Source organism: Thermostichus sp. MS-CIW-26 (assembly GCF_054059115.1).
Window position 1 is genome coordinate 1 of the sequence record NZ_JBSSBV010000060.1, and the last position, 14117, is coordinate 14117.

General features: G+C 59.8%; 12 protein-coding genes and 1 pseudogene. 9 read left to right on the forward strand and 4 right to left on the reverse strand.

Annotated elements, in window-relative coordinates; genetic code table 11:
- Positions 1-374 precede the first annotated feature (374 nt).
- The 6 genes from ychF (at position 375) to ACVWZU_RS13285 (ending at position 6665) form a co-directional block, all read left to right on the forward strand.
- A complete protein-coding gene (gene ychF, locus ACVWZU_RS13260) occupies positions 375-1466 on the forward strand; it encodes a redox-regulated ATPase YchF (RefSeq protein WP_011434459.1) in 1092 nt (363 codons plus the stop codon).
- Positions 1467-2007: 541 nt separating this feature from the next.
- Entirely contained in the window at positions 2008-2877 is an 870-nt protein-coding gene (folP, locus tag ACVWZU_RS13265) for a dihydropteroate synthase (RefSeq protein ID WP_457445372.1), read from the forward strand.
- A complete protein-coding gene (folB, locus tag ACVWZU_RS13270; RefSeq protein ID WP_457445374.1) occupies positions 2864-3247 on the forward strand; it encodes a dihydroneopterin aldolase in 384 nt (127 codons plus the stop codon). The genes folP and folB overlap by 14 nt, the downstream gene beginning before the upstream one ends.
- A complete protein-coding gene (gene folK, locus ACVWZU_RS13275; protein ID WP_414355834.1) occupies positions 3244-3750 on the forward strand; it encodes a 2-amino-4-hydroxy-6-hydroxymethyldihydropteridine diphosphokinase in 507 nt (168 codons plus the stop codon). The genes folB and folK overlap by 4 nt, the downstream gene beginning before the upstream one ends.
- Before the next feature lie 46 nt (positions 3751-3796).
- Positions 3797-5395, forward strand: coding sequence for a glucose-6-phosphate isomerase (locus ACVWZU_RS13280; RefSeq protein WP_414375075.1), 1599 nt, complete (start codon positions 3797-3799; stop codon positions 5393-5395).
- 130 nt (positions 5396-5525) lie between these two features.
- The gene (locus ACVWZU_RS13285; protein ID WP_414342551.1) at positions 5526-6665 is read left to right on the forward strand and encodes a glucose-6-phosphate dehydrogenase assembly protein OpcA; all 1140 of its coding nucleotides are present in this window, start codon (positions 5526-5528) and stop codon (positions 6663-6665) included.
- Positions 6666-8010: 1345 nt separating this feature from the next.
- Here the strand turns inward: ACVWZU_RS13285 and pheT are convergent.
- Positions 8011-10488: a phenylalanine--tRNA ligase subunit beta gene (pheT, locus tag ACVWZU_RS13290; protein WP_457445380.1), complete on the reverse strand. Its 2478-nt coding sequence runs from the start codon at positions 10486-10488 to the stop codon at positions 8011-8013.
- A 191-nt stretch (positions 10489-10679) separates the two neighbouring features.
- Here pheT and ACVWZU_RS13295 point away from each other — a divergent pair, with 191 nt between their 5' ends.
- The 3 genes from ACVWZU_RS13295 (at position 10680) to ACVWZU_RS13305 (ending at position 13260) form a co-directional block, all read left to right on the forward strand.
- Positions 10680-11216 (forward strand): thioredoxin family protein, encoded by a 537-nt coding sequence (locus ACVWZU_RS13295; protein ID WP_457445376.1) that lies wholly within the window; start codon positions 10680-10682, stop codon positions 11214-11216.
- Positions 11217-11326: 110 nt separating this feature from the next.
- Positions 11327-12253, forward strand: a complete 927-nt coding sequence (locus tag ACVWZU_RS13300; RefSeq protein ID WP_414399867.1) for a fatty acid desaturase family protein — start codon at positions 11327-11329, stop codon at positions 12251-12253.
- Positions 12250-13260: an alpha/beta fold hydrolase gene (locus tag ACVWZU_RS13305; RefSeq protein WP_457445378.1), complete on the forward strand. Its 1011-nt coding sequence runs from the start codon at positions 12250-12252 to the stop codon at positions 13258-13260. Before ACVWZU_RS13300 ends, ACVWZU_RS13305 begins: the two co-directional genes overlap by 4 nt.
- A gap of 17 nt (positions 13261-13277) precedes the next feature.
- On the opposite strand, the gene aroQ is transcribed toward ACVWZU_RS13305, so the two are convergent.
- The 3 genes and pseudogenes from aroQ to ACVWZU_RS13320 form a co-directional block, all read right to left on the reverse strand.
- Entirely contained in the window at positions 13278-13775 is a 498-nt protein-coding gene (gene aroQ / locus ACVWZU_RS13310; RefSeq protein ID WP_457442067.1) for a type II 3-dehydroquinate dehydratase, read from the reverse strand.
- Positions 13753-13884: a hypothetical protein gene (locus ACVWZU_RS13315; RefSeq protein WP_011434447.1), complete on the reverse strand. Its 132-nt coding sequence runs from the start codon at positions 13882-13884 to the stop codon at positions 13753-13755. Before ACVWZU_RS13315 ends, aroQ begins: the two co-directional genes overlap by 23 nt.
- 103 nt (positions 13885-13987) lie before the next feature.
- Positions 13988-14117 (reverse strand): annotated as a pseudogene (locus tag ACVWZU_RS13320) (RNA-guided endonuclease TnpB family protein); the annotation flags it as partial.

Genomic DNA, 14117 nt, shown 5'->3' on the forward strand with positions numbered 1-14117 from the left:
GGTCGGGATGCGGGTGGGTGAACCACCCGTGTCAGCCCGGATGGCCTGTGGATCGAACTGCACGGGCGGTCGGAAGCAGGAACCCGCCGAGACGATTGCGCAAGGAGCCATCCATGCGTAGCGTGGTAGGAATCTCCGGCCTTCAGGCCGGGGAGGATGTCAAAAGACCTCAGCTGCCCAACACTGTGCAGCTGACAAAAAATACAGTTCTCTTGGGAGAGGAGCCGAGGGTGGTGGCGTTGGCGGCGCGGAGCGCTTGGGAGCGGATCCACCGGTTGGGAAAGGGGCGGCAAATGCTAACGTCAGAGTAGGGATCTTTCCGCTGGGCAAGGGATCCCGTTACCCTGGTTTTTGGCTTTTTCCCCAAGATCTGGATGTTGAGAGCTGGAATTGTCGGCCTGCCCAACGTAGGCAAATCTACCTTGTTCAACGCCCTCTGTGAAAATGCCAAAGCCGAGGCGGCCAACTTTCCCTTCTGCACCATTGAGCCGAATGTGGGGCGGGTGGCGGTGCCCGACGAGCGCTTGCAGGTGCTGGCCAAGATCAGCGGTTCTGCCGAGATCATCCCCAGCCAAATCGAGTTTGTGGATATTGCCGGGCTGGTGGCTGGAGCCAGCAAGGGGGAGGGTCTGGGCAACCAGTTTCTCTCCCACATTCGCCAGGTGGACGCCGTGGTGCACGTGGTGCGCTGCTTCCAAGACGAGAACATTGTGCATGTGGCGGGTTCGGTGGATCCCTTACGGGATATCGGGGTGATCAACTTGGAGCTAGCCTTGGCGGATTTGGCCCAGATCGAGCGGCGCATAGAGCGGGTGCGCAAGCAGGCAAAGTCCGACAAAACCGCCCAACTCGAGTTGCAGGCTCTGGAACAATTACAGGCTGCCTTGGACGAGGGCAAGCCGGCTCGCCTGGTACCCCTCAGCCCAGAAGAAGAGCAGTTGATCAAAGGGTTGGGGCTGCTCACCCGCAAAAAAGTCATCTACGCCGCCAATGTGGCGGAAACGGATCTGGCCAGCGGCAATGCCTGGGTGGAGCAGGTGCGGCAATTTGCCGAGGCGGAAGGGGCAGGTGTGGTGGTGGTCTCAGCCCAGGTGGAGGCGGAACTGGTGGAGCTACCCCCCGACGAGCGACAGGCCTATCTGGATTCGTTGGGGGTGAAAGAAGGCGGGCTGAAATCCCTAATCCGGGCCACCTACGAGCTGTTGGGCTTGCGCACCTACTTTACCTCTGGCCCCAAAGAAACCCGCGCTTGGACGATTCCAGTCGGCGCCACAGCCCCTCAGGCAGCCGGGGTGATCCACTCCGATTTTGAGCGGGGCTTCATCCGGGCCGAGACGGTGGCCTATGCCGATCTGGTGGCGGCGGGATCCCTGAATGCCGCCAAAGAAAAGGGCCTGCTGCGCAGCGAAGGCAAAGACTACGTCGTCCAGGAAGGGGACGTGATGCACTTCCGCTTCAATGTCTAGTTCCCTATCCTCCTGCATCTCTCAGACAAGCTGGGTTTTCTCAGAAACTGAAGACTTGCTCCCTGTCTTTAGGCAAAAAGACTTAACCCGCCCTGGACAAGGGATCCCAGCGCAGCTCCGGCTGGGTCTGAGAGGGGGCCTTTTCCTAAGAAAACGGTTGACGCTGTAACGAAACATCACAATAATTGGACTAGATAAACAAATGTTTTAGGGATGTATTGATGGATCTGCTGCAATACGGCCCGATGGCCTGGGTTTACATGGCAATCTTTGCCTCTATCATTTGGTGTATTTGGGGTCGTTCGGAAGACGACATCATGTTCTAGCCAGAGCGGGAGAGCTTCCTCTGTCGGCGGGGGCCATTCCTTGCGCTTGAGCCGGCAGGGGCAGCCTTTCACCAATCGTGGCTCTGTAAGGACGTTGTAAAAAATTTTGTAGAATCCTGTTGGGCTTGCGCCAGCCTTGGGATTGACGGCAATACCATCCTAGGCAGTGGGAGACTCTTCCCCCTGCTTTTGCAACACGGCAGCCTGCAGCGGTTATGGGTGTTACCAGCTTGATCTCCCGACGTCCTCTGCCTGGGGCAGAACAGACGCCAGAGGGCTACCGTCTTTCTTGGCGGGGCGTTGGGGTGATGGGGGTGCTAAACGTTACCCCCGACAGCTTCAGCGATGGCGGCCAGTGGGGATCTGCAGAAGCGGCTGTGCAGGCAGCCAAAGCCATGGCAGCGGCAGGGGCCTTGATCGTGGATATTGGCGGCGAGTCCACCCGCCCAGGGGCAGATCCGGTGCCGGTAGAAGTGGAATGCGACCGGGTTTTGCCGGTAATTCGAGCTTTGCAGGGATCCGGGATCCCCATCAGCGTCGATACGCGCAGAACGGAGGTGGCGGCTGCGGCTTTGGCTGCCGGGGCGCACATCATCAACGATGTCAGCGGGCTGCGGGATCCCCAAATGATACAGGTCTGTGCCGAAAAGGGGGTGCCGGCGGTGATCATGCACATGCGGGGAGAACCGCGCACCATGCAGCAGCAGACCGAATATGCTGACCTGGAGGGGGAGGTTTTCGGTTTTCTCAGGGAACAGGCAGAGCGGGCCCTGGCAGCGGGCGTGCCCAGCGTTGTTTTGGATCCGGGCTTGGGCTTTGCCAAAACTGCTGAGCAGAATGTAACCCTGCTCAAAGCCCTACCGCGGCTGGTGGCCTACGGCTACCCGGTCTTGGTGGGGGCCTCCCGCAAAAGTTTTGTGGGTAAGCTTTCCGGCATCGCCGTACCTAATCAGCGAGACAGCGCCAGCGTGGCCGTCCACCTGTTTGCGGCCAGCCGGGGAGCTGCCCTGGTACGGGTTCACAACGTGCCGGCTCATGTTTCCGCCCTCGCCACTTGGGAAGCTCTGCACCATGATGCAGGGTAGGCTGGTGCTGCAGGGCCTTGTCTTTCATGCTTACCACGGCCACTGCCCGGAGGAAGCGGTTTTGGGTGGGCGTTTTGTGGTGGACGTGGAGATGCGGCTTTCCCTAGCCGAGATCCAAGATGACCTCTCTGGCACAGTGGACTATGCCCAAGTGTATGAGATGGTGCGGCAAGAGGTGACCGGCCAGCGCCGCCGCTTGATCGAGACCTTGGCAGACCAGATTGCAGAGCGGCTGTGGCAGAGCTATCCCCAGCTGGAGGCCCTGACCGTGCGGGTTCACAAGCCCCATGCTCCCCTGCCGGGGCTGTTCGAGGATGTTTACGTCGAGGTCGACCGCCGGCGAGCCGTAAGCAGGGCGGAAGCCTCATGAATCGTGACCTGGCCTATGTTGCCCTGGGAAGCAACTTGGGGGATCCGCTGCAGCAGTTGCGCCTGGCTGTGCAGAAGTTGCGCCGGTTGGGAGAGGTGGTGGCCTGTTCCAGTCTCTACCGCAGCCCAGCCCAAGGGGGGCCACCCGGACAGCCTGACTACCTTAACGCAGTGGTGGCGTTGGATCCCTTTCCCCCCTACCGGTCTCCCCTGGAGTTGCTCGGGGCGCTGCTGGCCATCGAGCAGGAGGCAGGACGGGTGCGGCGCATCCGCTGGGAGGCCAGAACCCTGGATTTGGATCTGCTGGCCATGGGCAGCCGCATCCTGAACAGCCCTGAGCTGACGTTGCCCCACCCCCGCATGATGGAACGTGCTTTTGTCTTAGCTCCCTTGGGGGAGATCGCTCCCGACTGGCGTCACCCTGAGACCGGTGTGGGGGTCAAAGAGGCACTCATCAGTTTGGATCAGTCCTGGCTGGAGCGCACAACCCTCGGCTGGGAGTAAGAAAGAGTTTGGTAAGCTGGTTAGGGATTTCGGCAAAAGGGATCCCATGGACAGCCTCCAACTCTGGCAGCGCTACTGCGATTGGCTTTACTACCATCCCGGCCTGGAGATTTTCGTCGATATCAGCCGCATCCGTTTCACTCCCCCTCAGGTGGAAGCGCTACGGCCTCGCTTTGCCCAGGCTTTTGCCGATATGCAGGCTTTGGAGGCAGGAGCCATTGCCAACCCCGACGAAGGCCGCCAGGTGGGCCACTATTGGCTGCGGGCGCCCGAGCTGGCTCCCACCCCTGAAATCCGGCAAGCCATTCAGGATTCCATTGAGCGAGTGGAAACCTTTGCCGAAAAGATCCATCGCGGAACCATCCCGGCCAGCGGGGGGGGACGGTTCACCGAGCTGCTCTGCATCGGCATTGGCGGCTCAGCTCTGGGGCCGCAATTTGTGGCGGAGGCCCTGGCTCCGCTGCACCCCCCCCTGAACATCCACTTCATCGACAACACGGATCCCGACGGGTTTGACCGGGTGCTGGGGCGGCTGGCAGACCAACTGGGGCAAACCCTGGTGATCACCACCTCCAAATCCGGCGGCACCCCAGAGCCCCGCAATGGCTTGGTGGAGGTGAAGCTGGCCTACCAAAAAGCCGGGATCCCTTTTTCTGCCCATGCGGTGGCCATCACCGGCCCCGGCAGCCAATTGGAGCAGCAGGCGCGGCAGGAGGGGTGGTTGGAGGTCTTCCCCATCTTCGACTGGGTAGGGGGGCGCACCTCCGAAACGTCCCCGGTGGGCCTGTTGCCGGCAGCGTTGCAGGGCATTGATATCCGGGCTTTGCTGGCCGGGGCAGCCACCATGGATGAGGCCACCCGCCTGCCCCACCTGGAGCGCAATCCCGCCGCTCTGCTGGCCATGGCCTGGTACATCGTCGGTCAAGGGCAAGGGCGCAAGGACATGGTGGTTTTGCCCTACAAGGATCGCCTGCTGCTGTTTAGCCGTTACTTACAACAGTTGGTGATGGAATCCCTGGGCAAATCCCATGATCTAAACGGCAACCGTGTGGAGCAGGGCATCGCCGTTTACGGCAACAAGGGCACCACCGACCAACATGCCTACGTCCAGCAGTTGCGGGATGGCTTGAACAACTTCTTTGTCACCTTCATCGAGGTGCTTCAGGATCGGGAGCCTGGGATCCCTTCCCCCTTCGTGGAGCCGCAGGTGACCAGTGGCGACTACCTGAACGGCCTGCTGCAGGGCACCCGCCAGGCCCTCTACGAAAACGGTCGCGACTCCATTACCGTGACGCTGCCACGGGTAGATGCCCGCTCGGTGGGGGCCTTGATTGCCCTCTACGAGCGAGCCGTGGGCCTCTACGCCTCCCTAATCCAGATCAACGCCTACCATCAACCGGGGGTGGAAGCAGGCAAAAAAGCCGCCAGCGCCGTCTTGGAGCTGCAACGGCGATTGCTAGAGACGGTGCAGGAGCAGCAGGGATCCCTGACTTTGCCCCAACTGGCAGAGAAACTGGGCTGCCCGGAGCGCATAGAAACCCTGTACTGGATTGTGCGGCACCTACACGCCAATGGCCGCGGAGTCCTGTTGACAGGGGATCCCGCCCGCCCCCTGGAGCTGAGCATCCAGCCCCGGCCCGCTTGATCCTCTGATTTCCTGGATTGGGTGTGGAGCGCAGGCTTGAGTTGGCCAATCTGTACCTGGCCTTAAGCCCTTCCCAGCCAGCCGGCCCGCCTGCCTAGAATCGAGCAAGAGTCCACTCCAGGAGGAGACTATGGATCAATCTGCTGCCGTCCTACCCTTACAGACTCCGAAAGATGTCTCCATCGAAGATATTGAGCGGGAGCTGAACAAGATCTGGTCTTCCAAAGGAGAGAGCGTTGCCGCCCGCGCTGCCACCTTTACCCTGGTGGTGTACGAATCTCTGGACGATGCGCTGTTGCTACCTTCTCCCACCGTCGAGGCCATCGCCACCCAAAACCCCTGTCGCGTCATTGACCTGCGAGCCAAACGGGAGGGATCTGCAGACGATGCCATCGAGGCCCAGGTGGCCGCCTACTGTCCGGTGACCCGTGAGCAGCGCAGCTCGTTGGTCTGTTGCGAATACATCACCCTGAAAGCGCCCGAATCGGCCTTTGTGCGGGCCTGCAGCACCGTTGCCTCGCTGCTGATCCCCAACTTGCCCACCTTTTTGTGGTGGCAAGGGGATCTGGATTTGAACAGCTTGCTGTTTCAAAAATTGGTGGCTCTGAGCAACCGGGTCATCGTCGATTCACGGGGCTTTGTCAATCCAGAAGAAGATCTGCAGGAAATCCACCTCTTGGTGGGTGAGGGGCGCCACTGTGGGGATCTCAACTGGCGGCGGCTGCTGCCTTGGCAGGAACTCACCGCCCAAGCCTTTGACCCTCCCGACCGGCGGGAGTCCCTATACCTCGTAGATCGCGTGAACCTCGACTACAAAGCCGGCAATCCCTGCCAGGCGTTCCTTTTCCTGGGCTGGCTGGCCGGTCGCCTGGGATGGACTCCCACGGAGCGGGTTCAGGCTCAAGAACACGATTACAAGATTGACCGCATCCGCTTTCAAACCCAAATGGGCGGCGAGGTGATGGCAGAACTGGCCGCTGTGCCCTTGGCCTCGGAAATCAGCCAGCCGGGGGATCTCATCGGGCTGCGCCTCACCTCCAGCAACCAAGAAGCCGACGCCTGTACTGTGCTGTGCTCCGAAATCACAGGGTGTATGCGCATGGAAGCCATGGGGGGCGCTCAGAGATGTGTGGTTCGCCAGGTGGCTCCCCTGGAGCAGGATTCCCTCGACACCCTGCTGGCTGCCGAGTTGCAGCGGCTTGGCCCCGACTACCTCTACGAAGAAACCCTAGGGGTGGTGGATCAGATGCTGAAGCTGGGCAAAAGCTGAGATCTGCTTCTGGTTTAAGTGACATACTCGCGCACTCATGCTGATGCAAAGCGCTCCGCGCCGCTAAAGCGAGAGAGTGCGGGCTTCAAGGACTCCGTCCCGCTGACGCGAACAGTGACTCCGGTTAGCGCTCCGCGCTGCTAGCGCGAAAAGGACGGGATGCCCCACCACCCTGTACTTGATGTTTATAGCGGCAGTGCATAAAACCCCGCTACTTTTTATGTTTATGGCACCAGTCAAGGACAAAACATCATGTCCCCGCCTTTCATCCCGACTCTCACCCTGGATAGTGGCTAGCCACTAGTCACTAGTCACTAGCCCCTAATAGAGGGCGGGGCTTCCCAGCGGTGTAGCTAACGGGGTGCAGGGGCAATCAGTCCCGCGCCCTGCCCGCAGGGTGAGCACCGGGATACATGGATCCCCGCCATACCCCTGAGCAAAATCTGTAGTAAAACGTACCTGTGCTGGCGTACCCTACAAGCACCGGATTGATCCAGATGCCTCCCAGCAAGCCGCTCGCGTTAGCGGGACAGAGTCCTCGCTGTTGACGTGGCTGGAGATTGGCCGGCGCGTATACAACTACACTTTGCCGGAAATCTAAGGAGTGGGTAGAATCTTGCTCTTGGCCACTGGACAGGGGTTCCTTGCTGCAGGAGTCCATCCTGCCTGCCGATGCACCCTTCCCTTCTGATTACCGTCAGCAGAACCCCTTGCCAGACAGCGTCTGCCGGGAACGGCCCAAGGGCTTCAAAGCCCTGCAAGGCCAGCTGAGAAGGCTGCAACCCAGGGGGGCGAGAAAACGGAAAGGGCCTCACAACTGGGAAAAGACACAAATCAAAGTCGCCAGGATACACCAGCGCATTGCCAATGGTTGCCAAGAGTTCCATTTCCAGAGGGCCCATTGGCGTTAGGACCGAGGGCCGACCCTCTTTATCTTTTCTTTGTGGAAGACCTCAAGGCCAAGGGCTGGGCAAGGGGGATGTTGCCCAAGGAGTGCGTCGAGTCGGTTGCAAGTGCTGAGGGACGGTTAGCAACAGCTGGGCTGTCGGGGGGCCTCAGTGCCCTGAATGCCGGTACCGGGTGCATCGGGACTCAGCCTCAGCCTTGGGAACTGTGCTGGGTGGATTAGAGGTTGTTTTGCGAGCTGGCAGTAGCCAGGGAGGCTGGGGAAGGAGAACCGCCTGTCCAGTTGTTTTGTCGGGGGTTGTAGACCCAGGCAAGTGGCGTGGGGCAGGAATGCCCAACTGCGAGGTAAGGACTCCGTCCTGCTGACGGGAAGGGTAGCCCGCGCCCTGTCCACAGGACGAGCGCCGGGAGGATGTTATAGTAGCTACAGAGGGGTCGGCTAGCTGCGCAAGGTCACCGGAAATTGTGTTGCCAACTGCGCCCTCACCTGGTTTTGCAGAGCTTCTACCTCCGCATCCGTGAGGGTGCGATCGGGAGCGCGGTACACTAGGCGGAAGGCAAGGCTGCGCTGCCCTGCAGGTACTCCTTGGCCCCGGTACTCGTCGAAAAGCTGCACCGATTGGAGAAGTTCTCCGCCCGCTCGACGGATAACCTTCTCGATCTCGCCAACGGCAAGGTCGATCGGCGCAAAGAAGGCGATATCCCGATCGGCAGCAGGAAAGGGCGAAAAGGGGACAAATTGCACAATGCCCCGTCTCTCCAGGCTTTCCAGCAAGGGATCCAACTGCAGCTCAAACCCATAGACCTGATCTGGCAGCCCCTTTTCCTGACAGAGGCGGGGGTGCAGTTGCCCGAACAAACCGATGCGGGATCCCTCAATCCACAAACTGGCCTGGCGACCGGGGTGAAGCAGGGACGATTGCTCTTCAGGGGGATCCAGACGAAACTCCGGGCCAAATCCCAGCCGCTCCAGGGCAGAGACCAGCAGTCCCTTGGCCTCGAACCAGTCCATGGGTCGGTTGCGGTGCTGCCAATCGTGGGGATTGGGATCCCCGCCCAAGATACCGCCGATATGCTCAGCTTCCCGGTAAGGGTGGGGGTTGGGGGGAAGGGCATGGGCAAAAACACGACCGATTTCAAAGGCTTGGAGCGGGCCGTTGCCTTGATCCCAGTTGAAGCGGAAGGCCTCCACCAGGCCGGGAAGTAGCGCATTGCGCACGGCTGAATATTCAGGCGAAAGTGGATTGGCAATCCTCACCAAAGATCCATCCTCCTCCGCTGGGCAGAGGGAGATGTGATATACCTCTGTCAGGCCAATGCCCCGCAGCACTTCTCGGATCTGGCGGGTGAACGTTTCCCGCGCCGAAAGGGATCCCACCTGCGGCTCGGTGGGTAGGGTTTCCGAGAAGCGGTCATAGCCGTAGAGACGGGCAAACTCCTCGATGAGGTCGATCTCCCGCTCAATGTCCCGCAGGCGATAGGGGGGAACGACGACCTGCCAGACGCAGCTGGCCACAGTTGCCGTCTCGGTAGCGGGGGAGAGGGCACTCTGGGAATTGGCCCCTTCGCAACGGGAGAGCTGAAAGCCCAAGGCAGATAGGATCTCTTCCACATCCGCCGCCTGCACCTCGTCCCCCAACACATCGATCAGCCGCGACAGCCGCAATTTCAGGGTGCGTTCCAGGGGGGGCCGCTGGTCAAAGGTGGTGAGGCCGGCCACTGCTCCCCCTGCCAGTTCCAGGATCAACTGCACCGCCCGATCCCGGGCCTGATCGAGGGTGGCAAAGTTAACCCCTCGCTCATAGCGGGTGGAAGCCTCGGTGCGCAGACCTTGAGACCGGGCCGAGCGCCGCGTCACCGCTGGATCGAATAGGGCTGCTTCCAAGAAAATGCGGGTGGTGGTCGAGCCGACCTCGGTTTCTTCCCCTCCCATGACCCCGGCCAGAGCTACCGGTTGGCTGCCGGCCACAATGAGATGACTGTCGGCTTGCAAGGTGCGGGTTTGGCCGTCCAAGGTCTTTAAGGTTTCTCCCGGCTGGGCCAAGCGCACCTCGATGGTGGGTTTTTTCTTGCCCATGACCTGGAGCAGGCGCTCCCAGTCGAAGGCGTGCAAAGGCTGGCCCCATTCCAGCAGGATCAGATTGGTAATATCCACTACATTGTTGATGGATCGCATGCCGGCAGCGGCCAGTCGGTGTTTTAGCCAGTCGGGGGAAGGGCCGACTTTCACCCCTTCGATCAACACGCCACTGTAGGCGGGGCAGGCTTTGGCGTCGGCAATGCGCAACTGAAAGTTGGGGATGGGCTTGGCCTGAAGAGGCTTGACGGGGGGCAGGCGCAGCGGGTTGCGGGTGAGGGCAGCCACTTCGCGGGCGATCCCCACCATGCTCAGGGCATCGGCCCGGTTGGCGGTGGAAGTGAGATCCAGCACCACATCGTCCAAGCCCAAAAGAGGACGCACATCAGAGCCAAGCGGATGGGCCTCCAGATCCAAGTCGGGCGGGAATTCGTGGATCCCTTCGGAAGATTTCTCCAGCCCCAGCTCGGCCAGAGAGCAGATCATGCCCTCCGAGATCACCCCCCGCTTGTCGGCTTTGGCAATGGTGAGGGAGAGGGCGGGCAAATGGGTGCCGGGCGTGGCCACTGCTACCAGGATCCCAGCGCGGGCGTTGGCAGCTCCACAGACAATGGTGGCAGGCCGATTGGATCCCAAATCCACCTGGCAAACCTGCAGCTTGTCGGCGTTGGGGTGAGGCTCGGCAGCCAGGATCCTGCCCAAAACCACCCCATCTGCCCAGGTGCGGCGGTCTTCGATCTCTTCCACTTCAAACCCCGCCAGGGTGAGGGCCTCTCCCAGTTCTTCGGGTGAAAGTTGGAAATCCACCAGTTCTCGCAGCCACTTCAAGGAGATGCGCATCGCTGAGCCATCGGTGCAAACGCCGCACCCATTATCGCTCACCTGGCCCTCTTCTCCAGCCGGGATCCCGGCCCAAGATCGTGGGATGGCATAGACCCGGTTCTGGCCGGAACCGGTGGGACAGGGTGGGATGCTAAAACAGTGAAGGCGAGGGCTGAGGTCAGATCCAGCGCCTAGCAAGGTGAGGAAGGATGAAGAAAGACTGGGCAAAACGGTTGCGCAACGGGTTGATTGCCGCAGTAGCTGTGCTCTTGGCAGCAGGACTGTTTTTGGCTAACCAAGGGCGTCAGGCGGGCAGCAACCTAGAGGCTCTAGCCCAAGAAGCCATACCTTGGGAGCAAGCTCAGGCCAATGGCAAGCCTTCTTTGGTGGAGTTCTACGCCGATTGGTGCACCACCTGCCGAGCGATGGCGCCCCTCCTGGCCAGCCTGAAACAGGAATTTGCCGATCAAGTCAACTTTGTCATGCTCAATGTGGATAATCCCAAGTGGCTGCCGGAGCTGAGCCGCTACCGGGTGAACGGCATCCCTCATTTTCTGTTTTTGGATCGGCAGGGAGAAGTGCTGGGATCGGCGATTGGCGAACAGCCGCCGTCGATTCTGCGAGCCAATGTGTTGGCTCTGGCAACTGGACAGCCCCTGCAGTTGACCAACATCGGGCCGGTGTCTGAGCTGGAGCGGGGCAGGCGCGCCCTCCCCAGTCAGCCGGATCCCCGCAGTCATGGTTAGGAGTTTGGTCCAGGGTTTTGTTGTCTTGGACACAGGCGAAAAGGTCTGGCCTCGGTTTGATCTGATATTGGATAGCTTCTATCCATTCTCGTAGCTCACAAGAACAGGCCATGGCTGTCGAGACAACACCGATTTTGCCGGATCCGCAACGGTTGATCCCGAGCGAGCGCCTCAGACAACTGAATGTCCGCTCCAATTCAGCCGGGCTCCGGCAGCTTTTGGGACATTTGGCGGTGATGGCGGTGAGTGGCAGCCTGTGGGTGACCCAGAAAGGTGTCAATGGCTGGATTGCCCTGCCGGCGCTGGTGGTTTACGGGGCCAGTTTGGCGACGATGTTTGCTGCTTTGCACGAATGTGTACACCGCACCGCTTTTGCCAGCCCAAAACTGAATGACGGGGTGGCCTGGGTGGCGGGCTTGCTCTCATTTTACAACAGCACTTTTTATCGCCGATACCACAAATGGCACCACCGCTATACCCAGATTCCGGGCAAGGATCCGGAGCTGGAGGATCCCAAACCCCAGAGCTGGCCGGAGTATTTGCTCGAGCTGAGCGGCTTGACTTGGTGGATCGGCAAGGTGAAGACCTACATCCGCATAGCCAGCGGCCAGTTGCAAGGCTATCCCTACATTCCTGAATCGGCCCGCCAAGAGGTCATTCGTTCGGTGCGGTTGCAGCTAGGGGTCTACGGCCTTGGGAGCTTGCTCTCCCTTCTGCTAGGGGATCCCTGGATAGTGTGGCTGTGGCTGTTGCCTTTGGCGGTAGGGCAGCCGATCTTGCGCTTCATTTTGCTGGCAGAGCACACAGGCTGTAGCCAAACCGAGGATCCCTTCTCCAATACCCGTACCACCCTTACCCTTTGGCCAATCCGCTTTTTGATGTGGAATATGCCTTACCATGCTGAGCATCACCTTTACCCCTCCATTCCATTTCATGCTTTGGCCGATGCCCATCAATACCTCAAGCCCCATCTGGCTCATCTAGGGCAGGGGTATGTGCGGGTTCATCGTCAGGTGATTGAACAATTTCAGGCATGACTCACTACACCTGGAGCCTGAACGATTTTCAGCTACAGTGCGGGATCCAACTGCCCCAAATCACGCTCGCCTACGCCACCTACGGGACTCTTTCCCCCCGAAAAGACAACCTGATCCTCTACCCCACCTCCTATGGGGCTCAGCATCCCGACCTGGAGTGGCTGATTCGTCCCGACGGCATCCTCAACCCGCAGCGGTGGTTTATCCTCATTCCCAATATGCTGGGCAATGGCCTTTCCACTTCCCCCAGCAACGATCCAGCCTGTGGCTTGCGGGAAGATGGCTTCTGGTTTAGCCACTGGGACAATGTGCGCCTGCAGGAGAGCCTGATTCGCCAACACTTTGGGATCGAACGCATCCGCCTGATCTACGGCTGGTCGATGGGGGCTCAGCAAGCCTATCACTGGGGATCCCTGTTTCCTGAGCGGGTGGAACGGATCGTAGCCCTCTGTGGCACCGCCAAGACCACAGTTCACAATCGGGTTTTTCTGGAGAGTTTGCGCTCAGCCCTAACTGCCGATCCCGCCTGGAACGGTCGTCGATTTACGGGTGTCCCAGAGCGGGGTCTGCGAGCTTTTGCCCACATCTACGCCAGTTGGGCTGTTTCCCAACCTTTTTTCAACCAAAAATGCTATGAATCCTTGGGGTATGCCTCTCTCGAAGATTATCTAGAGCGAGGCTGGGAGGCCAATTACCGCCGCCGGGATTCGCAGAATTTGCTATCGATGATCGAAACTTGGATCCGCTGCGATATCAGCGACAACCCCATTCACCGGGGAGATTATCGGGCTGCTTTGAGGGCAATTCAGGCCCAAACATTGGTGATGCCCGCCCAGACGGATTTGTATTTCACCCCAGAAGATTGTCGGGCTGAGGCAGAATGGATCCCGAACGCGGTTTACAAGATCATCCCCTCCATTTGGGGGCACCGGGCCGGTAATCCTCATCAAAACCCCGAGGATGAAGCTTTTATTCGCACAGCCGTGCAGGAGTTCCTGGAGAGCTGAGGGCACCTACACAGATCCTACACAGATTGCAGGCGCAGGTGTTGCACCAGAGCCTGTAGCCCCAACAGGTAGCTTTGCGCCCCAAAACCACTGATTTGCCCAATCGCTACGGCGGCGATGTAAGAGTGCTGGCGGAAGGGCTCGCGGCGATGGATGTTGCTTAGGTGGACTTCCACAGCGGGCAATCCTACGGCTGCAATGGCATCTCGGAGAGCAATGCTGGTGTGGGTATAGGCCCCAGGGTTGATCAGAATGCCGACATGCTGCTGGCGGGCACGGTGAATGGCATCGATGAGCACCCCCTCATGGTTGGACTGGAGAATCTCCAGCTTCGCCCCTAGCATTTCTGCCTGCCGATGCAGAGCCTGATCGATCTGCTCCAGGGATACTGAGCCGTAGATGCCCACCTCTCGCACCCCCAGCAGGTTGAGGTTGGGGCCATGCAGTACCAAGAGGCTGAGAGGCTCGCCGCCGGGGGCAATGGCAGTCGGATTAACGACGACGATGGGATCCATCTTCTACCGGAATGGGAGCAGGTTGAGGCTGGGGGTTCCCCAGCAGGGTGTCGATCACACGTTCCACCCATTCCCGGATCTTTTCCAGCACCTTTTCTACCCAATCCATCCGATCTGCCTCGCGAGGTTTTACGAAGGGAGTTTATTCGACGGACTTCTATGATAGCGCTTCTTTCCGAGGGGTGTAGAGGTAAACTACCCGGCTCCGACCGCTAAGCGGTACGGAGCGGGCTTTCAGTAGCCCTGAGCCTGCTCTGCTCTACCAGAGAACAAAACAAGCCCGGACCTCCAGGCTGGTTTACGGCAGCCCCCAAGAGCGCAATTACGTTTGCACCATTCAAG